Annotated in this window: 21 protein-coding genes and 1 other RNA gene; 9 read left to right on the top strand and 13 right to left on the bottom strand. The window is 67.0% G+C overall.

The genetic code is table 11. The features are described 5' to 3' along the window. Positions 1-142: 142 nt before the first annotated feature. From C380_RS09395 to C380_RS09370, 6 genes are all read left to right on the top strand, one after another. Positions 143-562, top strand: coding sequence for a BLUF domain-containing protein (locus tag C380_RS09395; RefSeq protein WP_015013617.1), 420 nt, complete (start codon positions 143-145; stop codon positions 560-562). Positions 563-609: 47 nt separating this feature from the next. Next, a complete protein-coding gene (gene moaA, locus C380_RS09390; RefSeq protein ID WP_015013616.1) occupies positions 610-1,746 on the top strand; it encodes a GTP 3',8-cyclase MoaA in 1,137 nt (378 codons plus the stop codon). A gap of 178 nt (positions 1,747-1,924) precedes the next feature. Continuing rightward, positions 1,925-2,563, top strand: a complete 639-nt coding sequence (gene mobA, locus C380_RS09385) for a molybdenum cofactor guanylyltransferase MobA (RefSeq protein WP_015013615.1) — start codon at positions 1,925-1,927, stop codon at positions 2,561-2,563. 16 nt (positions 2,564-2,579) lie between these two features. Beyond that, the gene (locus C380_RS09380; protein ID WP_193353844.1) at positions 2,580-3,152 is read left to right on the top strand and encodes a GNAT family N-acetyltransferase; all 573 of its coding nucleotides are present in this window, start codon (positions 2,580-2,582) and stop codon (positions 3,150-3,152) included. Positions 3,153-3,171: 19 nt separating this feature from the next. Continuing rightward, on the top strand, positions 3,172-4,527 hold the full coding sequence (glp, locus tag C380_RS09375; RefSeq protein WP_015013613.1) for a gephyrin-like molybdotransferase Glp: 1,356 nt from the start codon (positions 3,172-3,174) through the stop codon (positions 4,525-4,527). A gap of 93 nt (positions 4,528-4,620) precedes the next feature. After that, on the top strand, positions 4,621-4,947 hold the full coding sequence (locus C380_RS09370) for a thioredoxin family protein (protein WP_015013612.1): 327 nt from the start codon (positions 4,621-4,623) through the stop codon (positions 4,945-4,947). Positions 4,948-5,088: 141 nt separating this feature from the next. On the opposite strand, the gene C380_RS09365 is transcribed toward C380_RS09370, so the two are convergent. From C380_RS09365 to C380_RS09350, 4 genes are all read right to left on the bottom strand, one after another. Continuing rightward, positions 5,089-8,244 carry an efflux RND transporter permease subunit gene (locus tag C380_RS09365; protein WP_015013611.1) on the bottom strand — a complete coding sequence of 1,052 codons (3,156 nt, stop codon included), beginning with the start codon at positions 8,242-8,244 and terminating at the stop codon, positions 5,089-5,091. A 40-nt stretch (positions 8,245-8,284) separates the two neighbouring features. Next, positions 8,285-9,718: an efflux RND transporter periplasmic adaptor subunit gene (locus C380_RS09360; RefSeq protein ID WP_015013610.1), complete on the bottom strand. Its 1,434-nt coding sequence runs from the start codon at positions 9,716-9,718 to the stop codon at positions 8,285-8,287. Positions 9,719-9,894: 176 nt separating this feature from the next. Further along, positions 9,895-10,344: a ribonuclease HI gene (gene rnhA, locus C380_RS09355; protein ID WP_015013609.1), complete on the bottom strand. Its 450-nt coding sequence runs from the start codon at positions 10,342-10,344 to the stop codon at positions 9,895-9,897. Between the two features lie 75 nt (positions 10,345-10,419). Next, complete coding sequence (locus C380_RS09350; protein ID WP_051022518.1) at positions 10,420-11,274, bottom strand: class I SAM-dependent methyltransferase; 855 nt, start codon at positions 11,272-11,274, stop codon at positions 10,420-10,422. Here C380_RS09350 and gloB point away from each other — a divergent pair. Together gloB and C380_RS09340 are read left to right on the top strand one after the other, a co-directional pair. Continuing rightward, complete coding sequence (gloB, locus tag C380_RS09345) at positions 11,273-12,049, top strand: hydroxyacylglutathione hydrolase (protein WP_015013607.1); 777 nt, start codon at positions 11,273-11,275, stop codon at positions 12,047-12,049. The two genes, C380_RS09350 and gloB, sit on opposite strands and share 2 nt — an antisense overlap. Next, positions 12,046-13,572: a transglycosylase SLT domain-containing protein gene (locus C380_RS09340; protein ID WP_015013606.1), complete on the top strand. Its 1,527-nt coding sequence runs from the start codon at positions 12,046-12,048 to the stop codon at positions 13,570-13,572. Before gloB ends, C380_RS09340 begins: the two co-directional genes overlap by 4 nt. A 64-nt stretch (positions 13,573-13,636) precedes the next feature. Here the strand turns inward: C380_RS09340 and C380_RS24415 are convergent, their stop codons facing one another. From C380_RS24415 to dnaX, 6 genes are all read right to left on the bottom strand, one after another. Beyond that, the gene (locus C380_RS24415) at positions 13,637-13,789 is read right to left on the bottom strand and encodes a DUF3096 domain-containing protein (RefSeq protein WP_015013605.1); all 153 of its coding nucleotides are present in this window, start codon (positions 13,787-13,789) and stop codon (positions 13,637-13,639) included. 176 nt (positions 13,790-13,965) lie between these two features. After that, positions 13,966-15,021, bottom strand: coding sequence for an ABC transporter substrate-binding protein (locus C380_RS09335; protein WP_015013604.1), 1,056 nt, complete (start codon positions 15,019-15,021; stop codon positions 13,966-13,968). A gap of 154 nt (positions 15,022-15,175) precedes the next feature. Then, positions 15,176-15,601, bottom strand: a complete 426-nt coding sequence (locus C380_RS09330) for an MAPEG family protein (protein WP_015013603.1) — start codon at positions 15,599-15,601, stop codon at positions 15,176-15,178. 125 nt (positions 15,602-15,726) lie between these two features. Continuing rightward, positions 15,727-16,317 carry a recombination mediator RecR gene (recR, locus tag C380_RS09325; RefSeq protein ID WP_015013602.1) on the bottom strand — a complete coding sequence of 197 codons (591 nt, stop codon included), beginning with the start codon at positions 16,315-16,317 and terminating at the stop codon, positions 15,727-15,729. A 244-nt stretch (positions 16,318-16,561) separates the two neighbouring features. Next, complete coding sequence (locus tag C380_RS09320; protein ID WP_015013601.1) at positions 16,562-16,894, bottom strand: YbaB/EbfC family nucleoid-associated protein; 333 nt, start codon at positions 16,892-16,894, stop codon at positions 16,562-16,564. 69 nt (positions 16,895-16,963) lie between these two features. Beyond that, positions 16,964-18,970, bottom strand: a complete 2,007-nt coding sequence (gene dnaX / locus C380_RS09315; RefSeq protein ID WP_015013600.1) for a DNA polymerase III subunit gamma/tau — start codon at positions 18,968-18,970, stop codon at positions 16,964-16,966. Between the two features lie 102 nt (positions 18,971-19,072). Here dnaX and ffs point away from each other — a divergent pair. Further along, an RNA gene (gene ffs / locus C380_RS24410) (signal recognition particle sRNA small type) lies at positions 19,073-19,169 on the top strand. Between the two features lie 115 nt (positions 19,170-19,284). Here the strand turns inward: ffs and C380_RS09310 are convergent. The 3 genes from C380_RS09310 to C380_RS09300 are packed head-to-tail and all read right to left on the bottom strand — an operon-like array spanning position 19,285 to position 26,830. Further along, positions 19,285-20,652, bottom strand: a complete 1,368-nt coding sequence (locus C380_RS09310; protein ID WP_015013599.1) for a TIGR03862 family flavoprotein — start codon at positions 20,650-20,652, stop codon at positions 19,285-19,287. A gap of 56 nt (positions 20,653-20,708) precedes the next feature. After that, complete coding sequence (locus tag C380_RS09305) at positions 20,709-24,233, bottom strand: exodeoxyribonuclease V subunit beta (protein ID WP_015013598.1); 3,525 nt, start codon at positions 24,231-24,233, stop codon at positions 20,709-20,711. Further along, a complete protein-coding gene (locus C380_RS09300; protein ID WP_015013597.1) occupies positions 24,230-26,830 on the bottom strand; it encodes a PD-(D/E)XK nuclease family protein in 2,601 nt (866 codons plus the stop codon). Before C380_RS09300 ends, C380_RS09305 begins: the two co-directional genes overlap by 4 nt. Positions 26,831-26,930: the final 100 nt, after the last annotated feature.

The following is a 26,930-nucleotide window of genomic DNA, read 5'->3' as shown; positions in this document are numbered from 1 at the left end:
CATGCCCTGCGCCAGATCAAAGCGCCCCGCCATCCGCCGCAATCGTTTGCGCTGCCGCAACAAATCCGCCTTCAAGGTCATTCGCAGAAGGGCCCACACCTCCCCGCCAAACCTGACACACTGCGCCGCTCAGGAGACGAACATGTTGATACAACTGACCTACGCCAGCCGCACCTCCCGCGTGCTCGGCCCTGCGGACATCAAGGACATCTTGAGCGCCTCGCAGCGCAACAATGCCCGCGCGGGCATCACCGGCGCGCTATGCCTGAACAACGGCATCTTCCTGCAGCAGCTCGAAGGCGACCGCGCTGCCGTCAACGCGCTGTACCACCGCCTGCTCAAAGACACGCGCCACAAGGACACGGCTGTGCTGGACTTTGGCGAAATCCCGCACCGCCGCTTCACCAGCTGGTCGATGGGGCTTCTGGGCTCGGTGGACGCCAACCGGCAGCTGTTCCTCAAATACTCCAGCACCCCGGATTTCGACCCTTTCAGCATGAGCACCTTGATGCTGCGCAGCTTCTTCGACGAGATACTGCAGAACGTGCGCTGGCTGGAGTGAGAAAATGCGGGCCATGCGCCCTCCCGCCCTGCTGAACGAGCCCAACCATGTCTGAACGCGTGATCCCGCTGGTCGATGAGCGGCTGGCCTCGCTGGCGGCCAAAGTGCCAGCGCAGCTGGTCAACCCCACAGGGCTGCTCACCGATGCCAGGGGCCGCCCGCTGCGCGATCTGCGCATCAGCGTGACGGACCGCTGCAACTTCCGCTGCAACTACTGCATGCCCAAGGAAGTGTTCGACAAGGACTACCCCTACCTGCCGCACGGGGCTTTGCTGAGCTTTGAGGAAATCACACGGCTGGCGCGGCTCTTTCTGGCGCATGGCGTGCGCAAGATCCGCCTGACGGGCGGCGAACCCCTGCTGCGCAAGAACCTCGAAGACCTGGTGGCGCAACTGGCCCAGCTGCGCACCGTGGACGGCGTAGCGCCCGACCTCACCCTCACCACCAACGGATCACTGCTCGCGCGCAAGGCCCAGGCCCTGAAGGACGCGGGCCTGAACCGCGTGACGGTGAGCCTGGACGGCCTGGACGACACGATCTTTCGCCGCATGAACGATGTGGACTTTCCGGTGGCCGATGTGCTGGCCGGCATCGAGGCCGCGCATACAGCAGGCCTGTCGCATATCAAGGTCAACATGGTGGTCAAGCGCGGCACCAACGACCACGAGATCTTGCCCATGGCGCGGCACTTTCGCGGCACAGGCACCACCCTGCGCTTCATCGAATACATGGACGTGGGCGCCACCAACGGCTGGCGCATGGACGAGGTGCTGCCATCGGCCGAACTCATCGAACGCCTGCGCGCCGAACTGCCGCTGGTGCCGCTGGACCCGAGCAGCCCCGGCGAAACCGCCGAGCGCTGGGGCTATGCCGATGCGCAGGGCCAGCACGATCCCGCACTGGGCGAGGTCGGCGTGATCAGCAGCGTGACCCAGGCCTTCTGCCACGACTGCAACCGCGCGCGCCTGTCCACCGAGGGCAAGCTCTACCTGTGCCTGTTTGCCAGCCAGGGCTACGACCTGCGCAGCCTGCTGCGCGGCGGCGCAAGCGATGCTGACATTGCCTCGGCCATCGCCCCCATCTGGCAGCAACGCAACGACCGCTATTCGGAGCTGCGCAGCAGCCTGCCCGCCGACACCGGCCAGGGCGCGCGCCGCGTTGAGATGAGCTACATCGGCGGATGACCTCGGACAACCCCCTGAGCGACTGCGTCGCTTCCCCCTTCTCTCGCACCGCTGCGCGATGCGGGAAGGGGGACGCAGCCCTCGCTGCGGGGCGGCCCTTGCTCGGCTGCCCTGACCTGCAGAGCGCAGCCTCAAAGGCCGCGGGAAATTCCGGCCTGCATTCTTTTGAAGAGCATCCATGATTCAAACCCAAGACATCACCGGCCTGGTCCTCGCAGGGGGCCGAGGCTCCCGCATGGGCGGGGTGGACAAAGGCCTGCAGAACTTTCGCGGCCTGCCACTGGCCCTGCACACGCTGATGCGGCTGCAGATGCAGACGGGCAACGTGATGGTCAACGCCAACCGCAATCTGGCCGCGTATGAAGCGTTTGGCACGCCAGTGTGGCCCGACGTGCTGAGCGACTACGCAGGGCCCCTGGCAGGCTTTCTGACCGGGCTGGAGCGCTGCGAAACGCCCTGGCTGCTGACGGTGCCCTGCGACACGCCGCTGTTTCCGCTGGACCTCGCCCAGCGCCTGGCGGCCGCGGCAGACGCCGAGGGTGCCGACATTGCCATGGCCGCAGCGCCCGAAGACGACGGCAAGGGCCACATCACCGTGCGCCCGCAGCCGGTGTTCTGTCTGCTGCGCGTGGACCTGCTGGAAAGCCTGGTCGCCTTCACCCAGGCCGGTGGCCGCAAGATCGACGCGTGGACGGGCCAGCACCGCTGTGCCATTGTGCCGTTCGACCAGCCGGGCGACGACCCCCAGGCCTTCTTCAACGCCAACACGCTGGCCGAGCTGCACGCGCTGGAAAGCAGCAGTGCGCCCCAGGCCTGAGCTGCCCACCGACCCCATGAACCATCGCCCTCCCGTGGACGCAGTGGACCGAGTGGAACCAGCGAACGCTGGCACGGTACACATCCGCCCCCTGGTCGCCGCCGATGCGATGGCGTACAAGACCCTGCGCGACGAGGCACTGCGCACGGCACCGGACGCTTTCACCTCGGACTACGAATCCTCCGTGGGCCGCGATGCCACCGAGTACGTGGCGCGGTTTGGCGCGCTGGAGTCCGGCCAGTTCTTTCTGGGCGCCTTTGACACGGCGGGCCAGTTGCTCGGCTGCCTGGGTTGCGAGCGCGAACAGCGCACCAAACAGCGCCATTGCGCCGTGGTGGTGGGCATGATGGTGTCGCCCGCTGCACAGCGCCGGGGCATTGGCCGGATGCTGGTGGAGGCCTGCGTGCGAGCCGCCAGCCAGGTGCCGGGGCTGACCCAGCTGGTGCTTACCGTCACCGCGTCCAACCACCACGTGGTGCGCTTGTACGAGCAGGCCGGGTTCCGCGCCTGGGGCCTGCTGCCCAACGCCATCGTGGTGGATGGCGTGGGCTACGACAAGCTGCACATGGTGCGGCTGCTCTCCCACTGAATTCAAGCCAATCCCCCCCATGAAAACCATTGCCCAGATAGCCGCCGAGCTGCAAGGCTACGACCCGCAGGCCCTGAGCGCTGCCGATGTGAACCAGTTTCTGGACCGGCTGGTCGAGCCCGTCACCGCCACCGAAGTGCTGCCGCTGTTCAGCGCGCTAGGCCGCGTGCTGGCGCAGGACGTGATCTCGCCCGTCAGCGTGCCGCCCCACGACAACTCGGCCATGGACGGCTACGCATTTTCGGGTGCGCAACTGGTGACCGGGCAGCCGCTCACCCTGCGCGTGGTGGGCACCGCCCTGGCAGGCAAGGCCTGGGCGGGCACCGTGGCAGCGGGCGAATGCGTGAAGATCATGACCGGCGCCATCATGCCCGCCGGGCTGGACACCGTGGTGCCGCAAGAGTTCACCACCGCCGCTGCTGACGGGCACATCACCATCGCCGCCGATGTGCTGCGCGCCGGCGACAACCGCCGATTCAAGGGCGAGGACATCATGGAGGGCCGCGTGGCCCTGGCCCGTGGCGAGCTGCTGACGCCTGCCGCCCTGGGCCTGGTGGCCAGCCTGGGCCTGCCCACCGTCACGGTGGTCCGCCGCCTGCGCGTGGCGTACTTCTCCACCGGCGACGAGATCCTGAGCCTGGGCGAGGCTCCGCGCGAAGGCGCGGTGTACGACAGCAACCGCTACACCGTGTTCGGCCTGCTCACGCGCATGGGGGTGGAGGTGATCGATCTGGGCGTGGTGCGCGACGAGCCCGCGCTGCTCGAAGCCGCCTTCCGCCAGGCAGCCCAACAGGCCGACGCCATCATCACCAGCGGCGGCGTGAGCGTGGGCGAGGCCGACCACACCCGCACCATGATGAAAAAGCTGGGCGACGTGGCCTTCTGGCGCATCGCCATGCGCCCGGGCCGCCCCATGGCCGTAGGGCGCATCAACAACGCAGAAAATCAAGCCATTTCGGCCTCAAGCGCTAGTACATCAACCGCTGGCAGCTATCAAAATGATATCAACATACCCACCGGTGGGGCCGTGCTGTTCGGGCTGCCCGGCAACCCCGTGGCGGTGATGGTGACCTTTCTGGCCTTTGTGCGCCCCGCCCTGCTGCGCATGATGGGGTGCACCCGCGCTGCGCCCCCGATGCTGCGCGCCATCAGCACCGAGCCCATGCGCAAGAAGCCCGGCCGCACCGAATACCAGCGTGGCCTGGTCACCACCGCCGCCGACGGCACGCTGCAGGTACGCACCACCGGCAACCAGGGCTCGGGCGTGCTCAGCTCCATGGTGCAGGCCAACGGGCTCATCGTGCTGCACCACGGCCAGGGCAACGTCGCGGTGGGCGATGCGGTGGACGTGATGGTGTTTGAGGGCGTGATCTGACACGGCAATGCGCCGCCAGCCGGTGCATGGCATCGGCCGCCAAGGTAACCTGAAACCAGCTTCTCGCCCTGTTCACAGACCACGCATCACGCCATGCCCTACGCCGCCCAACACCTTGCACAACCCCCATCCCGAGACGATGTGGACCGCCTGCCCGGCGCCACGGTGGTCGAGTTCGGCACGCCCTGGTGCGGCCACTGCCAGCGCGCCCAGCCGCTGATCGAAGCCGCCCTGAAGGACCACGCGGACATTGCCCACGTCAAGGTGGAAGACGGCCCTGGCCAGCGCCTGGGCCGCACGTTCGGTGTGAAGCTCTGGCCCACGCTGGTGTTTCTGAAAGACGGCCAGGAAGTGGCCCGCCTGGTGCGCCCACAGGGCGGGCAAGAACTGCAGGACGCGGTGCAGTCGGTGCTGGCCTGAGCCCCCCGCGCCGCCAGCTCGACCCACACATCGTTCACGCATGCACTGAAAAGCAGAAAGGGCCCCACGGGCCCCTTTCTTGTGTTGTATTGCTTTGATGGCTTTAGCCGCACGGCTTATCAGCCCGCCCCCTATTGAAAGTTACTTGGCCACATAGTCGTGCGGGTGCAGCGGGTGTGCCGGCGCGTCCACCGCCACGGCTGTGTTGGCCCCCGGCACCGCCTTGCGGGCGAACAGTGTGTACATGGTGGGCACCACAAAAATGGTGAGCAGCGTGCCCAGCGACATGCCGCCCACAATCACCCAGCCGATCTGGGTGCGCGTTTCGGCGCCAGCACCCGTGGCCAGTGCCAGCGGAATGGCCCCCAGCACCATGGCCCCCGTAGTCATCAGGATGGGGCGCAGTCGCTGGGCCGAGGCCTTGACCAGCGCGTCCACCATTTCCATGCCCTCTTCGCGCAGCTGGTTGGTGAACTCCACGATCAGGATGCCGTGTTTGGTGATCAGGCCCACCAGGGTGATCAGCCCGATCTGCGAATACACGTTGAGCGAGCCGCCGCTCCACTTGAGCGCCAGCAGCGCACCGATCATCGACAGCGGCACCGACACCATGATGACCAGCGGGTCGATGAAGCTTTCGAACTGCGCGGCAAGCACCAGGAAGATGAACACCAGCGCCAGCACAAACACCACGCCCAGCGCGCCTTGCGAGTTCTTGAACTCCCGCGAGGTGTCGTTCAGGTCGGTGGTGTAGCCGGGCTTGAGCACCTTGGCCGCCGTCTCGTTCATGAAGGTGATGGCCTGGCCCAGCGAGTAGTCGGACGACAGGTTGGCCGTGATGGTGGCCGAGCGGCGCTGACCAAAGTGGTTCAGCTCGCGCGGGCTCACGCTTTCGCGCACGTTGACCAGGCTGGTCAGCGGGATCATCGCGTCGTTGCGGCCGCGCACATAGATGGTGTCGATGTTCTCGGGCGTGGTGCGGCCCCGGGCCTCGGTCTGCACGATCACGTCGTACTGCTCGGCATCGCGCTTGTAGCGGGTGACGGTGCGGCCGCCCAGCATGGTCTCGATGGCCTTGGCCACCACTTCCACACTCACGCCCAGGTCGGCGGCGCGTTCGCGGTTGACCTCGATGCGCAGCTCGGGCTTGTTCAGGCGCAGGTCCACGTCGGGGGACACGATGCCGGGGTTCTGCGCAATCTCGGCCATGAAGGCAGCCACCACCTTGCTCAGGTTCTCGTAGCTGTCCGAGGTCTGGATCACGTAGGTGAGGGGCCGCGAGCGAAAGCCCTGGCCCAGCGACGGCGGTGTGATCAGAAAGGCATTCACGCCGGGCAGGCCCGCCACCTTGGGCTGCAGCTCCTTGGCCAGGGCCAGCGTGGTGCGGTCGCGCTTTTCCCAGTCCACGGTGCGGTAGATGACGCTGCCCTGTGCCACCGTAGGGTTGCCGATGTTGGCAAACACGCGGTCGAATTCGGGGTAGGTGTTGCCGATCTTTTCCAGCTCCAGCGCATACCGGTTGGTGTAGTCCAGCGTGGCGCCGTCGGGCGCGGTCACGCTGGCCAAAATGGTGCCCCGGTCTTCCAGCGGCGACAGCTCCTGCCGCATGGTGGGGAACACCAGCACCAGCGCCGCACCGCTCAGGGCCATGACACCCAGCACGATCCAGCGGGCTTGGAACAGCGCACCCCGCACACCACCGCGCACCGAGCTGGTACCGCCCCAGCGGGCCGTGACGATCCAGCGCAGCAGACGGCCATACGCGTCCGACAGGGCCGTGAGCCAACGCTCCATGGAGCGGTCGAACCAATTGGGATTCGGGTTGTGCTTGAGCAGCAGCGAGCACATCATGGGCGAGAGCGTCAGGGCCACAAAGCCCGACACCACCACGGCCCCGGCCAGCGCCAGCGCAAATTCCACAAACAGGCGCCCCGTGCGGCCGGGTGTGAATGCGAGTGGCGCATACACCGCCACCAGCGTGAGCGTCATGGCCACGATGGCAAAGCCGATTTCACGGGCGCCCTTGATGGCGGCCGAGAACGGGTCAAGCCCCTCTTCGATGTGGCGGTAGATGTTCTCCAGCATCACGATGGCGTCGTCCACCACCAGGCCGATGGCCAGCACCAGCGCCAGCAGCGTGAGGGTGTTGATCGAAAAGCCCGCCAGTGCCATCAGCGCAAAACTGCCCACCAGGCTGACCGGGATGGTGATGATGGGGATGATGGACGCCCGGAAGGTGCGCAAGAACACAAAGATCACCAGGGCCACCAGCACAACGGCCTCGATGATGGTGGAGTACACGCTCTTGATGGAGCGGTCGATGAACAGCGAGTTGTCGTTGGCAATGTCGATGCCGATGTCTGGCGGCAGGTCGGCCTTGAGCAGGGGGATCATGGCGCGCACGCCCTTGGACAGCTCCAGCGGGTTGGCCGTGGCCTGGCGGATCACGCCCACTGAGATGGCATCGCGGCCATTGAGCCGCACGCGGCTGCGGTCGCTGGCGGGGCCTTCTTCGACCCGGGCCACATCGCGCACACGCACCGAGAACCCGTTGACCGTGCGGATCACGATGTCGGAAAACTGCGCCGGGGTTTTCAGGTCGGTCTGCGACGTCACGCTGAACTCGCGCTGCTGCGACTCGATGCGGCCCGCGGGCAGCTCCAGATTGTTGCGGCGGATGGCGTCTTCCACGTCCTGCGTGGTCAGGCGGTAACCGGCCATGCGTTCGGGGTCCAGCCACACCCGCATGGCGTATTTGCGCTCGCCGTAAATGGGCACATCAGCCACACCGGTCACGGTCTGCAGGCGGGGCTTGACGATGCGATTGATGAGGTCGTTGACCTCCAGCGGGGTGCGCGTGTCGCTGCTGAAGGCCAGCCACATTACGGGCGAGGCGTCGGCCTCGACCTTGGCAATCACGGGCTCATCCACCGCGAGGGGCAGGCGGTTGCGCACACGGGCCGTGCGGTCACGCACTTCGGCCGCCGCGTTGTCGGCATCCTTCTCCAGCCGAAAGCGCACGCTGATCTGGCTTTGTTCGGCCCGGCTGATGGAGGTGATCACGTCCACCGCGTCGATCCCGGCGATGGAGTCTTCGAGCGGCTTGGTGACCTGCGATTCGATCACCTCGGCCGACGCGCCCGCGTAGCGCACGCTGACGGTGACCACGGGTTCGTCGATCTTGGGGTATTCGCGCACCGACAGGCGCGTGAAGCTCACCGCACCAATCAGCAGCACTAGCAGCGACAGCACGGTGGCAAACACCGGCCGGCGGATCGATATTTCAGCGAGTTGCATGGCAGTCCGTAGGCATCAGAGGGTGACGACAGGCAGTCCGTCAGACAGGCGCACGGTGGCCCGGGGCCGTTGATCGGGTCGAGCTTCCAGCCAGTTGACAAGGGTTGGGACCTGGCAGGGGTTGGGCCTCACTGCGTACAGCCATCGCGCTCGGCACCGAGGGGGCTGTAACGGGAGATGGAGATGCTGGCGCCGCAGAGGTGTTCGGCGCAGGCGCATCAGCCACTGCTGCAGCCTTTGGTCCCACACCACCCGCAGCCCCCACACCACCCGCAGCACCCGCAGCACCTGAAGCGCCCGACGCCGGGCGCGCAGCTGCGGCCGCCGCGCCACCGTTGCCCTGCTTGCCCAGTTCCACCACGCGCACCTCGGTGCCGTCCTTGCGGATGCGCTGCTGGCCCGCCGTGACCACCAGGTCACCAGCGCTCAGGCCGTCCAGAATCTCCACCCATCCGGGCGAGCGCACGCCCAGCTGCACCGGGGTGCGACGAGTCACCTTGCTGCCGGGCTCCTTTCCCTCCACCACCTTGAGCACATAGGGGCTGGAGCCGTCGGGCACGATGGCTTCTTCGGGCACCACGCGCGCATCGTTGCGTTCGGAGAACACGGTCGTCACCCGCGCGAACATGCCGGGGCGCAATTGCAGCCGGCGGTTGTCGATGCAGCCTCGCACCGCAATGGCCCGCCCATCCGCATCGATCTGCGGGCTGATGGCCTGCACCAGGGCCGCGTAGCGCACGCCCGGCAGTGCATCAAAAGTGACCTGCGCGGTCTGGCCCGGGCGCACCTTGCTCTGCAGCCGCTCGGGCAGACGGAAGTCCACGTACACCGCATCGAGGTCTTCAATGTTGACGATGTCGGCCCCGTCCTTGAGGTAGTCGCCCACGTTGACGCCCCTGATGCCCGCGATGCCATCGAACGGTGCCACGATCTTGAGGCGCTGGGCGGTGGCCTGGGCCAGCGCCAGCTTGGCCTGGGCCACTTCCAGGTTGGCAGCACTCTCATCCACAGAGCGTTGGCTGATAAAACCCTGGGCCACCAGCTCCTGGTTGCGCTTGTGGTTGGCCTGCGCAATCGACAACTCGGCCTGGCTTTGTTGAATCTGCGCACGGGGCAACTGGTCGTCCAGCTGCACCAGCACCTGCCCACGCCGCACGCGCTGGCCATCGTGAAAGTTGAGCTGGGTGATGCGCCCGCCCACCTCGGGGCGCAGCATGACGCTCTGGCGCGACTTGAGGCTACCCACGGCTTCGGCATCGTCGCGCAGCGCCATCTTTCGCACGGTCACGGCCTCCACGGCCACGGTGCGGCCAGCCCCGGCAGCGGCACCACCGCCCGCTGGCGTGCCCGCACCGCCCGCCCCGGCCTCGGCACGCTGCGGTGGCTGGGCAGGCTTCTGCAACCACCAGGCGGCGCCCGATGCAGCCGCGATGCCGATGACAGCGAAAACGAGGTACTTGTTCTTGGACGCCATGGGTCAGTCAATCGTTGATGTGGGGAAGCGCAGTCACACAATGTAACAGTGGGTGTATGCAGCCGGAGCCATGCGCTGCAATATCCCAGGGCATTGGCCGCAAGCGGCAGTCCCCGGCACGGCCATGAAAAAAGCCTCCGAAGAGGCTTGTGCGAAACGCTGAGTCGACTTTCAGGCTATCTGCGGCCCAGGGCCTGGTCCACGCCCCGGTTGGCCAGCGCGTCCGCGCGCTCGTTGCCCGGGTCGCCCGAGTGCCCTTTCACCCAGCGCCACTCAATGCGGTGACCGCCGGTGCTGACCAGCGCATCCAGCCGCTGCCACAGCTCCACGTTCTTGACGGGCTGCTTGGAGGCGGTGCGCCAGCCCTTGGCCTTCCAGCCATGGATCCACTCGGTGATGCCCTTGCGCACGTATTCGCTGTCCAGATACAGCGTCACGGCGCAGGGGCGCTTGAGGGCCGAGAGCGCTTCGATCACCGCCATCAGCTCCATGCGGTTGTTGGTGGTGCCCAGTTCGCCACCAAACAGCTCTTTTTCGGTCGCGCCCGAGCGCAGCAACACGCCCCATCCGCCGGGTCCGGGGTTGCCCTTGCAGGCGCCATCGGTGTAAATCTCTACCTGGTTCAAACTCTGTTCCTGACAATGTGATGGATGGTTGCAGCACCGGGGATGGATCTGCCGGGCAACCGGATACGAATGGGCTCAAGGCTCGTGCCGGGCTGCCGGCGGGGCGGCCCGCGAGGAACTCACCCCGCGTTGTGACGCCCGGTTGGCGATGGGCACGGTGCCCGCCGCACGCTGGCGGTGGGTGCGCCAGGCGGGCTCCAGCAAACGCATGCCATGCACCCGTTTGACGGCCACCAGGAAATACGCGGCGCCCAGGATGGGCCACCACTTTTCACCCAGAGGGTCCATCCAGCCAAAACGCTCCAGCCAGTGCGCGGTACGCACCGCTGGACGATAACAGCCAAAACGGGCCGATTCGACTTCGAAATTCAAAAGCCGCAGCCAATCGCGCAGGCGCCGATAACCAATGAACTCGCCGACGTCGGGCAGGTACAGGTTGCCCCGCCCCAGGCGCTGGTACAGCCGCGCACGCCGCTGCCGCAGGCCCCACAGGCTGGTGGGGTTCAGGCCGCTGATGACCACGCGCCCCTCGGGCACCAGCACCCGCTCCACCTCGCGCAACGCGGCATGGGGGTCGATGCTCAGCTCCAGCGTGTGGGGCAGCACCAGCAGGTCCAGGCTGGCGGCGGGGAAAGGCAGGGCCACGGGCTCGGTGAGCAAGTCCACCGCGCGACGCTGCTGCGGGCCATCAACACCCCCAGTCTCCACAAAGGCGATGGAACCTTCCACCGCCTCCTGGCCCATGGCCAGCCATTGGTGTGGCATGCGGTTGGCACGCAGGCCGTCCAGCAGCGGCATGCCGAGCTGCAGGCTGTGGTAGCCAAAAATATTGGCCACCGCCTCGTCAAAGCGCGCCTGTTCCCAAGCGAGCAGATAGCGGCCGGGGGGGGAGTCGAACCAGTGGTGCAAACCTATAATTTGATCGCTCATGAACTTGCTACCGCTGCCCGCCTTTACCGACAACTACATCTGGATGCTGCACGACGGCCGCCAGGCCATCGTGGTGGACCCGGGAGAAGCCGCGCCGGTGGAGCAGGCCTTGCACCGCTGGGGCCTGACATTGCAGGCCATTCTAGTCACGCACCACCATGCCGATCATGTCGGTGGAGTCGATGCCCTGCGCGCCGCCACTGGCGCACAGGTGTATGGCCCTGCACGGGAGCGCATGCCCGAGCCGCTGGTGCGGCTGGCGCAGGGCAACACCGTTGACGCGCTGGGGCTGCAGTTCCAGGTCATCGATGTGCCGGGGCATACGGCCGGCCACATCGCCTACTACTGCGCCGACATGGACGGCGCGCCCCTTCTGTTCTGCGGCGATACGCTGTTCTCGGGCGGCTGCGGGCGGCTGTTCGAAGGCACGCCCGCGCAGATGCTGGACTCGCTGGACCGGCTGGCTGCGCTGCCCGGCAACACCCGGGTGTGCTGCACCCACGAGTACACCCTGTCGAACCTGAAGTTTGCACGTGCCGTGGAACCTGGCAATGCCGCCCTGCTCCACTACAGCAGCCAATGCGAGGCCTTGCGGGCCCAGAACCAGCCCACCCTGCCCTCGCAGATGGCACTGGAGCGAGATATCAACCCCTTTCTGCGCGTGCGGCAGAGCCCGGTGGCACAAGCCGCCCAGGGCTACGATGCGCAGGTGTCCCTTGACGACGCTGTAGCGGTGCTGGCCGCGCTGCGTCAATGGAAAAACGAGTTCCGATGAAAATTTTGCACATCGCCTGCCTGGCCGGCCTTTTGTGGCTGACAGGTTGCGCCACCACGGGTTCAGCGCCCGACCAGGCCGCTGCCGGCGGCAGCACCACCAGCACCAAGGCCCCTGCCGCCCCCCACACTCCTGTCATCCCCAACGGCCCGCTCAAACCCATCACTGCCGCGCAAGCCGCGAGTGGCGAAGTGGCGTCGCTGTCGGCCCCGGCCGACCTGTGGGACCGCATACGGCGTGGCTTTGCCATGCCCGACCTGCAGCACGAGCTCGTGCAGGACCGCGAGCAGTGGTATGCCACACGCCCCGACTACATGCAGCGCATGACGGAGCGGTCCAGCAAATACCTGTTCCACATCGTTGAAGAGCTGGAACGCCGGGGCATGCCCACCGAGCTGGCACTGCTGCCGTACATCGAAAGCGCGTTCAATCCCCAGGCCGTATCGAGCGCCAAGGCCGCAGGCATGTGGCAGTTCATGCCTGCCACGGGCAACTATTTCGACCTCAAGCAGAACGCCTTCCGCGACGACCGCCGCGACGTGCTGGCGTCCACCCGCGCAGCGCTGGACTACCTGCAAAAGCTCTACGGTATGTTTGGCGACTGGCACCTGGCCCTGGCCGCCTACAACTGGGGTGAAGGCAGCGTGGGCCGCGCCATTGCCCGCAACCAGAAGCTGGGGCTGGGCACCAGCTACACCGACCTGAACATGCCGGCAGAGACCCGCATGTATGTGCCCAAGCTGCAGGCGGTGAAAAACATCGTGGCCAACCCCGAGGCGTTCAACACCGAGTTGCCGCTGATCGAAAACCACCCCTACTTCCAGACCGTGGACATCACGCACGACATCGACGTGTCGCTGGTGGCATCGCTGGCAGGTATCCGGGAGGAAGACTTCCGCGCGCTCAACCCGTCGTTCAAGCGGCCTGTGATCCTGGCGGCGGGCACACCACAAATCTTGCTGCCCTGGGACAACGCCAAGGTGTTCCAGCGCAATCTCGAAGCCAAGCGCGAAGGCCAGTACGCCAGCTGGACCGTGTGGTCCGTGCCCACCACCATGAGCGTGGCCGAAGCGGCCCAGCGTGCAGGCATGAGCGAAGCCGACTTGCGCAGCATGAACAACATCCCGCCGCGCATGCTAATCAAGGCGGGCTCGGCCCTGATGGTGCCGCGCTCCACAACCACACGGCAAGACGTGTCGTCCCACTTGGCCGACAACGGCCAGCTGAGCCTCACCCCCGAGATCGTCACCCGCCGCACCACGGTGCGCGCTGGCAAGGGCGACACGGTGGCCAGCATCGCGCGGCGCTACAAGCTGGCAGCCGCCAGCGTCGCCGACTGGAACGACGTGCGGGCGAACGCCGCATTCAAGGTAGGCCAGCAAGTTGTGGTGTACCTGCCGGTGCGCCAAGGCCAAGCGCGCAGCGGCAGCAGCGCCCGCGCCTCGGTCGCCACAGCGGCCAAACGCCAGGCACCCGCGCCCTCGCGACGCGGAGGCACGCCCTCCAAAGTCAAGCGCCGCTGACCCTTGCGCCTGCCGGCCGCCAAGGCTGGCAGGACATCGCTGGGCTGAGTGGCTGGGGCCGTGCTCAGAAACGGAGCGTGTGCATGCCCAGCAACCCCAAAATGCCCATGATGATGAGGTAGAGCGCCACGATGGTGCTGAGCAGGCGCGGCATGACCAGGATGAGAATGCCTGCGATAAGGGAAACGAGCGGGCCGATGCTGAGGCTCAGCGACATGGTGATGGGTCCTTGAAAAATGGCTCGGGAATGGCACAGCACAAGCGCCGCATACGTGGCCTGCGCAATGCCGGTGGCGCGGAGTGATCGCGGTGCAGTGGCGGGTATCTGTGCAGGCGGCTGACACTGTAGTCGATGCCAGAGGACTCAGCCTCAACCCCCACAACCGCAATTCGTCAGACGCTGTACTTCTGGCGCGCCTTGCGCACGAAGTCGCTGGTAAAGGTACGGGCCAGTTCGATCTTGGCCTCGGCCAGTTCGGGCAACACCCGCGACAGCACCCGCAATGCGGTGGCAGGGCCTTCGTCAGGCATCAGGCCATTGGTGGAGTAGGTCTCACGCACGCGGCTGAACGCCGCCAAGTACAGCCCCCGGTCGCCCATCAGATAGGCAGGTGGTACCGTTTTCACCAGATCGGCTGGCGCTGCCGTCTGCAGCCATTTGAGCGCATGCACAACGCCATTGACCAGGGCCTGGGCCTGGGCAGGCTGCTTCTGGATGAACGCCTGGGGCGCATACAGGCAACTGGCGGGCATCGTGCCGCTGAACATGTCCTGCGCGGCCTTGAGCGAGCGCAGGTCCCCCACGATGCGGGTGTCCGCCTTTTGCTCCAGCAGGGTCATGATGGGATCGGCATGGCACAGCGCCTGCACCTGGCCGGAACGCAGCGCGTTCATGGCATTGGTGCCCGAGCCCACACCCACAAACGAAACCTCCCGCAAGGGCACACCTGCGCGCATCAGCATCAGGCTGGCGGCCAAGTGGGTGGAGGAGCCCACCGACGACACGCCCACCTTGCGCCCTGCGAGGTCGCCCAGATCCTTGTACGCCGGCACCGACCGCAGGGATACACCAAGCGCCAGCTGGGGCGCCCGACCCTGCACCACCAGCGCACGGTAGGCATGACCGCGCGCCTGCGCACGCAACACATGCTCGAACGCACCGGAACAGACATCGGCCGCACCGTCCTGCACCGCCTGCCAGGCCAGCGCTCCCGCCGAATAGTCGCGCACCACCACGTCCAGGCCTTCCAAGCGGAAGTACCCCAACGCATCGGCCAGCGCCAGCGGCAGGTGGTACAGAACGCCCTGGCCGCCGACCGCCACGGTCACCCGCCCCAGCGCCGCGCCATCGGTCTGCGCACGCACCCCGACGGCAGGCGCCCACACCGCAGCTGCCGACAAGGCAGATACGGCGCCAAAGGCGCGGCGGGTGAGTGGAGGCAAGGACATGGAATCAGCCAAAAAGACAATGCTGCATTGCAACAATCGTGCCGCAGCACAGGCTAAACCGCATCAGGGTGAATCCCTGCGGGTTACTACGTACCGCCCTGTGCAGGCGTCCACTGCGGGGCACCACCGGTGGAGCGAAAAGCCCCCGGCGCGCTCAACGGTATCCGATGAAAAGGATGGCGATATTGACCAGAAAACCACCGGCCCAGACCGCGCTGCGCGCCGTTGGCATGTCCGCCACATACATCATCACGTAGAAGATGCGCAGAAACACATACAGCAGCGCCAGCAAGTCCAGCAGCGTCTGGCCTGCCCCCAGCAGGTGGGCGATGATGACCGCACCGATGAAAAATGGCAGCGCTTCAAAGCTGTTCGCCTGCGCTGCGTTGGCGCGGCCACGCCAGTCGGACTGCCGCGAGAGCCAGCCGCGCGGGTCGTGGTTGTCAAAACCGCCCTCTTTGCGGGACTTGCCCAAGTTGCCGCTTTTGGCCAGCCAGGCGCAGGCAATCGGCAGCAGTGCGGCAAACAGCACACACCAATAGGCCACAGTAAACCGTGCGACGTGCAGGGTGGTATTCATTTTTGAAGCTTTTGAGGCCCCAGCGCAGCAAATACAGGCACTGGTAGCTATTAAATTGAGAGTATTTTAGCCGCAGGCCCTTGCCAGCCAGCGGGCTGGCTCACAGGCAGGTGGGCACATGCAGGTCACCGGCGATCCACCAGCGCATGCGCAATCGTGCCCAGGTCCACGTACTCCAGTTCGCTGCCCACTGGCACGCCGCGCGCAAGCCGCGTGACATGGAGCCCCCGGCTTTTGAGCGCCTCGCTGATCACATGGGCTGTGGCCTCGCCCTCGGCATTGAAATTGGTCGCCAGAATCACCTCCTGCACGGTGCCGTCCGTGGCGCGGTCCATGAGCTTGTGCAGGCCTATCTCCTTCGGCCCCACCCCATCCAGCGGACTGAGCCGCCCCATCAGCACAAAGTACAACCCCTTGAAGGCGCCCGTGCGCTCCAGCGCCGACTGGTCCGCTGGCGTCTCGACCACACACAGCCGCGTGGCATCGCGCTCGGGGTCCAGGCAGGTGCTGCACACCTCGGCCTCGGTGAACGTATGGCAACGCGCGCAGTGGTGCACGGTGCCCACCGCCTCCCCCAGGGCACGTGACAGCGCCAGCGCCCCTTCACGGTCGTGCTGCAGCAGATGAAACGCCATGCGCTGCGCAGACTTCACCCCCACCCCCGGCAGCCGGCGCAGCGCCTGGATCAGAACATCGAGGGAGTTGGTGGAGGACATGGGTTAACAGGCGATACGGATGCGCGGGTAGGAAAGACGGGGGCAAGGCCTCTACAGGCTCAGCCCGAATGGTGGTTGGGGCACTCAGCAAACTCTCACGAAGGCTTACACACCCCGCCCTCAAGGGCGTAGCGAGCGCCTGCCAGGCTAGGCGGACGGAGCACAGCAACCGGAACGTACTTCCTGTACGTGAGGATTGCGAGCACCGCCCAACGACGCATGGCGGGCGCGCAGTAGCCAGTCCTCAGAAAGGGAATTTCATGCCGCCGGGGAGGCCTGGCATGCCCGCTGTGAGCTTGCCCATCTTCTCTGCGGAAGTTTCCTCGGCCTTGCGCACCGCCGCATTGAACGCAGCCGCCACCAGGTCTTCCAGCATGTCCTTGTCTTCGGCCAGCAGGCTGGGGTCGATGGTGATGCGCTTGACATCGTGCTTGCAGGTCATGACCACCTTCACCAAGCCCGCGCCCGATTCGCCTTCCACTTCGATGAAGGCCAGTTCGTCCTGGGCCTTTTTCAGGTTGTCCTGCATGGCCTGGGCTTGCTTCATCAGGCCGGCGAGTTGTCCTTTGTTGAACATGGTGTGGTTTCCTTTTCGGTTTCTAGTCTAGTGAATGGGTAACAGAGCTTGTGAGGGCTTCAGGGTCGGTCATGCAGGCTTGATGCTGCCCGGCACGATTCTCGCGCCATAGTCCCGCATCAGCGATTGCACGAAGGGGTCGTTGTGCACGATTTCCTCGGCGCGGCGCTGGCGCTCGGCCGCAGCGGCGGCATTGCGGCGGGCGGGGCTGTCGATGACCACACCCACCTCGACGCTGATCTGCGTGGCGTGGCCAGCCGCCTCCAGCGCAGCGCGCAGGCGCTCGCGCGCCGTGGGCTGGTTGAGGGACTCGCGCTCCACCCGCAGCAGCCAGTGCCCCCCATCGCGCGCCACCAGCTGCGATTGCAGCGCCAGCTCGCGCACCAGCGCTGTGATCGCTTCGGCTGCGATCAGTTGCTGCACGGTGGTGTGCCAGACATCGCCCTCTTCGGTGGGCGTGTAGCGGGCAGAGACGGGGGTGGGTGCAGACAGCGGAAGCGGCTGCAGCCGCTCGCCCGGTTCCGGCACTTCGCGCACCGGAATTGCTACATATTCAGGAGCACCTTGCGCTTTGACGGATGGCACTGCACCGGGGTTTTTCCCCAGCCTCTCGGGCGTACGCACGGGCAGTGCAGTTGCGGTGGAAGCTGGCGCCGCGGCCACCGCATCGGGCTCGTCAGACCCAGGCCATGGGGGTGGCTCGGAATCGTGCACCGATGCAGCCGCAGGGTCATCCGCTGGAGCGGGGACAGGGCGCGCCACCGCAGCAGACGCTGGCGTGGCCATCGGAGCGGGCGCAGGGACTTTGGGCGCAGGTGCTACCGACGAGGCCTGCGGAGCCGCAGCGATCGGAGCAGCCAGGGCGGCCGATGCACCCACGGCACCTGCCAAAACAGGGCTGGAGGCTGTCGTTTCAGCCCGCGTCAGAGTTTTTTTTTCAGCCGATTCGCCAGCGCCACCTGCACCGCCGGTCGGCTTGAAAGCCAGCAGGCGCAGCAGCACCATGGTGAGCGCCGCGTACTCGTCGGGCGCCAGGCCTAGCTCGCCGCGCCCATGCAGGCACAGGCTGTAGAGCAATTGTGTTTCGTCGGCGGGCATCAGCGTTGACAGGCGCGCGGTTTCGGCGGCCTCGGGGTCGTCGGCATCCACCGCACCGGCCATCTGCGGCACGGCCTGGAACACAGCCATGCGCTGCAGCACGGCACTCATTTCTTCGAGCGTGGAGGCGGCCGACAGGCCGTTCATGCGCAGCGCATCCGAGGTTTCGACCACGGTCTTGCCATCCCCCTGGGCCAGCGCATCAATCAAGCGGAACACGTAGGAGCGGTCCACCGCGCCCAGCATCTGGCGCACACCCGCTTCTTGCAGCTGGCCGCTGCCAAACGCGATGGCCTGGTCGGTCAGCGACAATGCATCGCGCATGGAGCCCCGCGCGGCACGCGACAGCAGCCGAAGCGCTTGCGGCTCGGCGGGCACGTTCTCGTTGGCCAGCACGCGGGTCAGGTGCTCCAACACTGTCTCGGGCGCCATGGGGCGCAGGTTGAACTGCAGGCAGCGGCTCAGCACCGTGACCGGCACCTTCTGCGGGTCGGTCGTGGCGAGCACAAACTTGAGGTATTCGGGCGGCTCTTCCAGCGTCTTGAGCATGGCGTTGAACGCCGTGTTAGTGAGCATGTGCACTTCGTCGATCATGAAGACTTTGAAGCGGCCCTGCACCGGCTTATAGACCGCCTGCTCCAGCAGGCTTTGCACCTCGTCCACGCCCCGGTTGGAGGCCGCGTCCAGCTCGGTGTAGTCCACAAAGCGGCCGCTGTCGATGTCGGTGCAAGCCTGGCATACGCCGCAGGGCGTGGCGGTAATGCCACCGTTGCCATCCGGCCCCTGGCAGTTGAGCGACTTGGCCAAAATGCGGGACACCGTGGTCTTGCCCACACCGCGCGTACCAGTGAACAGGTAGGCGTGGTGCAGGCGCTGCTGGGTCAGCGCATTCGATAGGGCCTGGACCACATGCTCCTGCCCCACCATCTCGGTGAAATTGCGAGGGCGGTACTTGCGGGCGAGCACGAGGTAGGACATGCGGGCGATTCTACGGGTTGGGCCAGGCGCCCCTGGCACCGCCAGGGCAAACAAAACAGCCACTGAAAAATCAGGGCCTTCATCCGACGTACAATCAGCGGTGACGGGCCTCCTCGCATGGTGAAGCGGCCAACCGGGTCAGGTGGGGAACCAAGCAGCCCTAACCGTGGAGTCAGTGCCGGGGGTAAGGCTCGTCAACTTCTTCTTTTTTGCGCGGTCGCGCAAACGCTCTCTTTCCTTCAAAGCTCCCGCCCCGCAGCCGGTTCGCAGGGCTTACTCAAAGGCCGACGAAGGCAGAGCCCTCTCGATTCTGTTCACTTGCCTGCAGGACGGCCCAGCCACTGCAGCGCCCCCTGGCCCGCCACGCGGCCACTGGCCATGCTGGCGGTGAGCAGATAGCCGCCGGTAGGCGCCTCCCAGTCCAGCATTTCGCCAGCGCAGAACACGCCCGGCAACGCCGTAGTCATCAGGTGCGCGTCCAGCGCCTCAAACGCCACACCACCCGCCGTGCTGATGGCCTCGTCCAGCGGGCGCGCAGCAACCACGGTGATGGGCAGGGCCTTGATCGCGTGGGCCAGTGCCACAGGGTCATTCATGCCGTCCTTGCCCAGGTGCTCGTACAGGATGCCCGCCTTGATGCCGTCCAGGCCCAAACGGCTCTTGAGGTGGCTGGACAGCGAACGCGAGCCGCGCGGGTGGCGCACTTCCACCAGCACGCGCTCAGGGCTGTGGTCGGGCAACAGGTCCAGGTGGAAGGTGGCATGGCCGTGGGCTTGCACCTCGTCGCGCAACAGGTGCGATGCGGCATAGACCAGGCTGCCTTCCACCCCCGTGGCTGTGACCACGAATTCGCCCCGGCGGCTGAAGCTGCGGCCCTGGCTGTCGGTGAAGCTCAGCGCCACGGTCTTGAAGGGCTGGCCCACAAACCTCTCGGAAAAATGCGGCGTCCAGCCCACCGTGGGCGCGGGCGTGCGGCCCAGCAGCTCTTGCAGAAAGGCGCGGCGCGTTTCGCCCACCGGGGCATCAGCGCGCAGCACGTCAAAACCGCAGTTGGACGGGCGCAGCGGCGCCACCGCCACCCCGCGCTGGGCCAGCAGCGGCACCCAGGCACCATCCGACCCCAAGCGCGCCCAGCTGCCGCCGCCCAACGCCAGTACCACGGCCTTGGCGGTTACACGCACCTCGCCGGCCGGAGCGGCCAAACGCAGCGCGCCCTCGTCGGTCCAGCCCAGCCAGCGGTGGCGCATGTGGAACAGCACCCCCTGCCCGCGCAGGCGCTGCAGCCAGGCGCGCAGCAGCGGCGCGGCCTTCATGTCGGTAGGGAACACGCGGCCCGATGTGCCCACAAAGGTTTCCACCCCCAGCCCCTGCGCCCAGGCGCGCAGCTCGGGGCCGCCAAAGGCGCGGACCAGCGGCTCGATCTGCTGCTCGCGCTCCGCATAACGTCCCACAAAGGGCTCGTGCGGTTCGGAGTGTGTGAGGTTGAGCCCGCCCTTGCCCGCCAGCAAAAACTTGCGGCCCACCGAAGGCATGGCATCAAACACATGCACGGACACACCCGCCTGGGCCAGCACCTCGGCGGCCATCAGGCCCGCCGGGCCACCGCCGATGACGGCCACATCACACTGCAAGGTCTCCGCAGACAGGGTGGGTGTATCGGAAGGAGAAATGGGGTGGGACACGGAAGGACCTTGCTGAAAATGAAGAACGTTGCGCTGCCGGAGGGTTGAAAAACGGCTCAGAACAAGGAGCCTTGCGGTGAATCCTCGGGCCCGGGCGCAGTGCGGACGCGCGCGGGTTTTGCCGGGGCGACCGGTGCAGCGGGGGCCACGGGCGCAACGGGGGCCGAAGTATGCCCCACCGCAGAGGGCGTTGCGACCGATACCCCCGCGACATTCGGCGCATCGCCCACCGTCACCAAACGCCCATCGCCGGTCAGGAAGGCAGCGTGCACTGCCTCGCCCGGCATCAGAGCCCCAACGGCTTCGCGGTAGCGCTCCAACTGCGCCACCAAGGCCTGCTGGCGCTGGGGCTGCGTGGCGCTTTTGTAGTCCAGCACCCACCAGCCCGCCAGGGCGTCATCGGCCTGCAGGGCGCGGCGCTGCACCAGCCGGTCGATGCGCAGGCTCTGGCCCTGGTAGTGCAGCGGGGCTTCGTTGATGGCGGTCTGGATCAGCGCCGGATCCCACGCCCAGGCACCCTCGCCCGCCAGAATGGCCTGCGCCATGCGAGCAGCCTGCTCGGCGGCGGCGGGGGTGATGTCGTGGTCCGCAGTCAGGCGGGCCAGGCGTGCGGCGGGCCAGCCGCGAGCGCGCAACTCGGCCAGCGGGGCACCGGCCACGCCTGCCTGCTCCAGCAACTGGTGCATGGCATCGCCCTGACGCGACAGCGGGGTCGATTCCGCATCGCCCGGCATGGCCACAGGGACCTCGCCCTCCAGCCCGGCGGCGGTGTGCACGCGGGCGGTTTGCAGCGCCTCGGGCAGCGCGGGCAGGCTGGGAATGGTGAAAGTCTCGGGTGCAGAGGAAGCGGCGGCTTCTGCGCCATGCGCCGCCGGGGCCTGGGCTTGCAGATCGACTTCCGTGACCAGTGGGGCCAGCCGGTTCCACCAGCTGCCGGGGGCCGAGTTGCCGGGTTGCACCGACGACAGCGCCAGGCAGTGCTTGGCGCGCGTCATGGCCACGTAGAGCATGTTCAGCTCCTCGCGGCTGCGGGCCTGCTGCTCGGCGGCCAGCGTGGCCTCAGCGCTGGGCGGCGGGTTGGATTCGCTGGCCAAAAAGATGAAGGCCGAGGGCGCGGGCTGCTCGCCGGGCCAGTCCACCAGCACGCCCATGGTTTCGGCCTTCTGCGGGCGGGTGTCGGTGTCCAGCAGCAGCACGCAGTCGGCCTCCAGCCCCTTGGCACCGTGCACCGTCAGCAGGCGGATGGCCTGCGCATCGGCCCGGCCGGGGGCGCGAACGCCGCCCTTCTTCATGGCCCGCACAAACGCATAGGGCGTGAGGTAGCGGCCCCCGTCGTGCTGCAGCGCAGCGGCCAGCAACGCACGCAGGTTGGCCTGCACGGCCTGGCGCTGGGTGACGGGCGCGGCGGCGGCAAAGCGGGCCAGCACGTCGCCGTGCTCGTAGATGGCGTGCAGCGCATCGTGCGGCGGCAGGCGCTGCACCCAGCCCTGGTATTGAACCAAAACAGGCCCTAGCTCTTGTAAATCGGGCGCAAGCAGCTCACTTTTCAATAGCAAATCGAACCAGCTGCAGCCCGCATGCTCGGGCTGGCGACGCAGCAGGGCCAGGGCCACCAGCGCATCGTCGCCCAGGTCAAACAAGGGCGACTTGAGCGCGCAGGCCAGCGACAGATCGTGCGTGGGCGAGACCAGCGCATCCAGCAACGCCACCATGTCCTGCACCTCGGGCGCGTCGAACAGGTCGGACTTTTCAGGCTGCACGCAGGGCAGGTGCAAGGCACGCAGGGCGTCTTGCATGCTGGCCAGGCGGTCGCGCTTGCGGGCCATCACCAGCACCTCTTTGGGCGGGGTGCCGCTGGCAATCTGTGCGGCCACCCAGGCTGCGGCCTGCGCGCATTCGCGCATGCGCTGGGTTTCTTCGGCCTCGTGGCGGGGTTCGGTGAGGCTGTCGCGCCAAGCCAGCGGGTCGCGGCTTGCGCCTTGGCCGTCGTCATCCGCATCGGTGATGGCAGGCAGGCGCAGCAACTGGCCTGGGTGTTTCGATTCGGTGGTGTGGTCGCGGAAACCGCTGGTCTCATGCTGCGCCTGGGCCTGGCCCATGACAGCGTTGACGGCGGCAATCACGCCCTGCGCGTTGCGACGCGTGTGGTCGCAGCTGAGCAGGTCGCCGCCCAGCCCATCGCGCACAAATGCCTGTGCGGCGATAAAGACCTGCGGCTCGGCGCGGCGAAAACGGTAGATGCTCTGCTTGGGGTCACCCACGATGAACACGCTGGGCGCGGCAGACCCACCGCCCGAGCCCGCATAGCCCGCCAGCCACGCGTGCAGCGCCTGCCACTGCAGCGGATTGGTGTCCTGAAACTCATCGACCAGCAGGTGGCGAATGCGGGCATCGAGCCGCTCTTGCACCCAGCCGGAGAGGATGGGGTCGGCCAGCATGACCAAGGCCGTGCGCTCCACATCGTTCATGTCCACCCAGCCGTGCTGCTGCTTGACGGCAGCAAACTGCGCGATGAGGCAGCGCGCCAGCCGGGCCATGCGCTGCTGGTGCTGCCAGGCCTCGTGCTGGCGGCGGGCCACCAGCAGGCGCTGCAATTCGGGCTCGGCCTCTTGCGCGGCGGGGAACTTCTCCAGGTTTTTCGACAGGCGGTCTTCCTTGGCCACGAACATGGCTTTGCGCAGCATGTCCAGGCGCTGGTTCAGGTCGGTGGAGGCCAGCGCATCGATGATGGCGTCGGCCGCTTTTTGTGGGGTCTTGTTGGACTCGGCCCCCAAGGCGCTGGCACGGCTGCGCCAGCGTTGCAGGGCGGCCTCGGTCTGCAGGGCCTCAGCGGGCTCGACCAACGCGGCCAGTTCGGGGTACGCCTGCTGGAACGGTGGCACCGAGGCATCCACCACACCTGCCGCGTCGGCCAGGTCAAACTCCACCCGCTTGGCCAGTGCCGCTGCCAGGGCCTTGTGGGTTTGCGAGCGGCCGTGGCGGGCCACCACGGCTTCGTAGTCAGCGCGCAGGCTGGCGCTATCGGCCACGGTCTGCAGGAACGGTGGCCAGACTTCGCGCACGGCCTCGGCGTCATCTTCCAGCAATTCAAAATGCGCAGGCAAACCTTGCTGCTGCAGCAGCGCCAGCGGGGCCGTGCCCAGCAGCGCGGCAAACCAGCTGTGGAAGGTGCGTATCTGCACCGGGCGGCCTGCCTCCAGCAGCTGGCGGTATAAATTTTGTAGCGCCTCCCGCTTATCCAGTGAGCCCTGGGGGCTGATTCCGCGTGCAATCAGCTCGGCGGTGAGTTCATCGAGCGGCTTGTGGCTGAACTGCTCCAGCCACTCCTGCAGGCGCTGGCGCATTTCTCCCGCCGCCTTTTTGGTGAAGGTGATGGCCAGGATCTCGTGCGGCGCGCAGCCGTCCAGCAGCGCGCGCAGCATGCGCGAGACCAGCATCCAGGTCTTGCCCGCGCCTGCGCAGGCCTCCACCGCCACGCTGCGGGCAGGGTCGCAGGCAATGGCGTAGAAGGCCTCGCGCGAGACGGGGCGGCCGTTGTGTTCGTAGGCGGCCTGGGTGGGCGATGGAGTGGTCTCGGTCATGGCGTCTCTGGCGCGGGCAGTGCCTGTTCGGCATCTGCCCAATAGTCTTTGCGGCACAGGCCGCGCACGGCGCAGAACTCGCACACCGAGCCCTCGCCCAGCGCGGGCAGCGGCGCTCCGGCCGCGATGCGGGCCATGTCGTGCTGGATGCCTTCGACCAGCACATCGCGCAGGTGCACCACCTCGCTCTGCTCGTGCAATTGCGTCTCGCCGCGCTCGCCCACGTTGACGTAGGCGGCTCGCAGCGTGTCGTGGTGCAGCAGCGCGGCGTAGAAAGGCAATTGCGTGTCCTCCGCGCCGCTCTTGATGCGCTGGCGGGTGACGCTGTCGCTTTCGGTCTTGTAGTCAATCACCAACACCGTGGGCTCACCGGTGCTGGAGACGCCGTCGATGCGGTCGATGGTGCCGATCAGCTCCAGGTCGCCCAACGGCTGGCGGGCCTTGACCTCGGCCTCTCGGAACATTGCCCCCTGCTGCTCGTGCCCGGCCAGCCAGTGCAGGTAGCCATCGCGCAGTTGCGTCCAGCCTGCGGCAAAGGGCAAAAAGTCGCCGTCTTGCAGGCGCTGCTCGCGGGTGACGGCCTCGGCGGCGGCGTCCATGCGGGCGCTGCGGGCACGCGCGTCGTCGGTGGGTTGGTCGCGCAGGTCTTCGTGAAAGCGCTGCAGCACCGCATGCAGCCAGTTGCCAAAGTCGCGCTTGTCCACCTCGGCGTCCAGCTCATCAGCGTCACGCAGGCCGAGCTGGCGCTGGGCAAAGAAGCGGTAGGGGCAGTGGCGCAGGTCGGAATAGGCGGTGGACGAGAGCTTGGCCACGGGCAGGGCCTGGCCCACGGGCTGAGGGCGCAGCGTGGGCGTTGCCACCACGTCACGTGCAGTGCGGTGATCGGCGCCGGATGAGGCTGCGCCATCCAATTGCAGTGCCAACACCAGCGCACTGGCCAGCAGGGGCTCACCGCCTTCGTCACCCGTGCGCCACAGCACATCCACCACGGGCACGCGCAGGGCATAGGCCCAGGCGGCCCGCTGGGCAGCCTCCAGCGACTGGCGTGTGGGCAAACCCCAGGCCTCGCGCTGGGCCTGGGACCAGTCTCCGGTGGGCTCCGGAGCGGCCTGCAGCCGCTTTTCATCGCAACCGGGGAGCACAGCGGCCGCGAAGGGACGGCCCAGCAGCTGAGGCAGCGGCAATACCACCACGGGCGCATCAGCGGCCTGCGAGGCCACGTAGCGCCCGGCCTCCAGCACGTCCTTCACCCACCGGGTGAACTCCGCCAGCGTCATGCGGCGGCCCGCGCTGGCGCCCCAGCTTTGCAGCTCCGCCTGCTGACCGTCTTGAAGGCGCAGCGCCGCCAGCACGCGCATGCCTGCAGGGTCGGCCTGCAGGCCCTGCCATTGCCCCGCTTGCTCCAGCACGGCGCGCAGAGCGGGCAGCCACTGCGCCAGGGGGCGCGCAGCACGCAGGGTGTCGCGCCAGGTCTCCACCGTGGCCACGGTGTGGGCCAGGTGGGGCTGCGCGCTCAGGAGGTCTTGGGCGGAGGCTGCGCTCCAGTGCTGCAGCACGCCTTTGCGCAGCCACTGCTCCAGTCGGTTGATCTCGCCCGGCGTCAGCGCGGGGGTGTGCTTGATCCAGTCCAGCACGTCGTTGGACGAGGCATTCCACGCGGCGGCCTGCAGCGCGGCCATGACGCGAGACGCCGCACGGGTGGTGGACAGAATCCATCCGCTTTCATCGCGCACCAGCACACCGCTGCTGTCCAGATGGGCCAGCACACGGCGAATGAGCGCGCGGTCGGTGGCCGCCAGCGCAACAGGCACCCGGCCATCGCGGATGTGGCTGAGGACACAGGCGGCTGCGCGGTGGGCTTCGTCTTCGGCGTCGGTGGCAGCGTGCAAGGCACGCTGGGGTGGCGCCAAAGCGTCTTCCAGCAGCGATGGCAGCTTGATGCAAGCGCCCCGTTCGCCCCAATGGGCCAACAGTGCCTGGGGCAAAACGTCGGACTGAAAGCCCTCCAGCACCACCAGCGCATCCACGACCTCACGCACACCGGGCTCAAACAACACATCGGTGGCGTGCCGTGAGGCCAGCACCCATTCCAGCGCCAGACGCGCTACCAGGGCTTCGTAGTGCAGGCTACTGCCTTCATCCGCAGTGGTCAGGAGTTTGCGGGCCTCATCGCCCCAGGCCGCCCTTTGCGCGGGGGGCACGGCTGCCACGGCAGGTGCCAGCTGGGCGGCGGCTTCTTGCAGTGGCGTGGCCAGCATTTCACGCAGGGCGCCCTGCCCAACCCGGTCCAGCAGGGCGCGGGCCGTGAGGGTATCGCGCGCAGCGTCGCCCGCAAAATCATCGGCCGACGGCTCAAAACCCTGCAGCTGGCGCGCCCAGTTGCGGGTCGTCTCGAAACGCGGAGCAAAGCCCTGCGGGAATTGCTGCCCCCACAGGCGTTGCCCCCAGGGCATGAGCTGGGCATAGGGCACCAGCACCACGGTGCGGGCCAGATGAGCGCCCCGGGCACTGGCATGGGCCGCCACCTGGGCCAGAGTGCGTTGCCACAGGTGCAAGCTCCAGCCTGCGCCATCATCGCTTTTCGCTATGACAGTCATAGCGTCGCAGGCCCCGGCCATACCGGTGAATGGGGGATTGGTTTCTGTCACAATGCTCAGACTTTATCCGTACACCGGTCCCAACCTGATCAAAAACAAG

This window comes from Acidovorax sp. KKS102, assembly GCF_000302535.1.
Classification (GTDB): domain Bacteria; phylum Pseudomonadota; class Gammaproteobacteria; order Burkholderiales; family Burkholderiaceae_C; genus Acidovorax.
This window is presented reverse-complemented; position numbering and strand designations above follow the sequence as displayed.

What these genes read in the sequence shown, in the direction of transcription:
- C380_RS09395 (WP_015013617.1), top strand. Translation starts at nt 143, where the DNA reads ATGTTGATACAACTGACCTACGCCAGCCGCACCTCCCGCGTGCTCGGC.
- moaA (WP_015013616.1), top strand. Translation starts at nt 610, where the DNA reads ATGTCTGAACGCGTGATCCCGCTGGTCGATGAGCGGCTGGCCTCGCTG.
- mobA (WP_015013615.1), top strand. Translation starts at nt 1,925, where the DNA reads ATGATTCAAACCCAAGACATCACCGGCCTGGTCCTCGCAGGGGGCCGA.
- C380_RS09380 (WP_193353844.1), top strand. Translation starts at nt 2,580, where the DNA reads ATGAACCATCGCCCTCCCGTGGACGCAGTGGACCGAGTGGAACCAGCG.
- glp (WP_015013613.1), top strand. Translation starts at nt 3,172, where the DNA reads ATGAAAACCATTGCCCAGATAGCCGCCGAGCTGCAAGGCTACGACCCG.
- C380_RS09370 (WP_015013612.1), top strand. Translation starts at nt 4,621, where the DNA reads ATGCCCTACGCCGCCCAACACCTTGCACAACCCCCATCCCGAGACGAT.
- C380_RS09365 (WP_015013611.1), bottom strand. Translation starts at nt 8,244, where the DNA reads ATGCAACTCGCTGAAATATCGATCCGCCGGCCGGTGTTTGCCACCGTG.
- C380_RS09360 (WP_015013610.1), bottom strand. Translation starts at nt 9,718, where the DNA reads ATGGCGTCCAAGAACAAGTACCTCGTTTTCGCTGTCATCGGCATCGCG.
- gloB (WP_015013607.1), top strand. Translation starts at nt 11,273, where the DNA reads ATGAACTTGCTACCGCTGCCCGCCTTTACCGACAACTACATCTGGATG.
- C380_RS09350 (WP_051022518.1), bottom strand. Translation starts at nt 11,274, where the DNA reads ATGAGCGATCAAATTATAGGTTTGCACCACTGGTTCGACTCCCCCCCC.
- C380_RS09340 (WP_015013606.1), top strand. Translation starts at nt 12,046, where the DNA reads ATGAAAATTTTGCACATCGCCTGCCTGGCCGGCCTTTTGTGGCTGACA.
- C380_RS24415 (WP_015013605.1), bottom strand. Translation starts at nt 13,789, where the DNA reads ATGTCGCTGAGCCTCAGCATCGGCCCGCTCGTTTCCCTTATCGCAGGC.
- C380_RS09335 (WP_015013604.1), bottom strand. Translation starts at nt 15,021, where the DNA reads ATGTCCTTGCCTCCACTCACCCGCCGCGCCTTTGGCGCCGTATCTGCC.
- C380_RS09330 (WP_015013603.1), bottom strand. Translation starts at nt 15,601, where the DNA reads ATGAATACCACCCTGCACGTCGCACGGTTTACTGTGGCCTATTGGTGT.
- recR (WP_015013602.1), bottom strand. Translation starts at nt 16,317, where the DNA reads ATGTCCTCCACCAACTCCCTCGATGTTCTGATCCAGGCGCTGCGCCGG.
- C380_RS09320 (WP_015013601.1), bottom strand. Translation starts at nt 16,894, where the DNA reads ATGTTCAACAAAGGACAACTCGCCGGCCTGATGAAGCAAGCCCAGGCC.
- dnaX (WP_015013600.1), bottom strand. Translation starts at nt 18,970, where the DNA reads ATGTCCTACCTCGTGCTCGCCCGCAAGTACCGCCCTCGCAATTTCACC.
- C380_RS09305 (WP_015013598.1), bottom strand. Translation starts at nt 24,233, where the DNA reads ATGACCGAGACCACTCCATCGCCCACCCAGGCCGCCTACGAACACAAC.
- C380_RS09300 (WP_015013597.1), bottom strand. Translation starts at nt 26,830, where the DNA reads ATGACTGTCATAGCGAAAAGCGATGATGGCGCAGGCTGGAGCTTGCAC.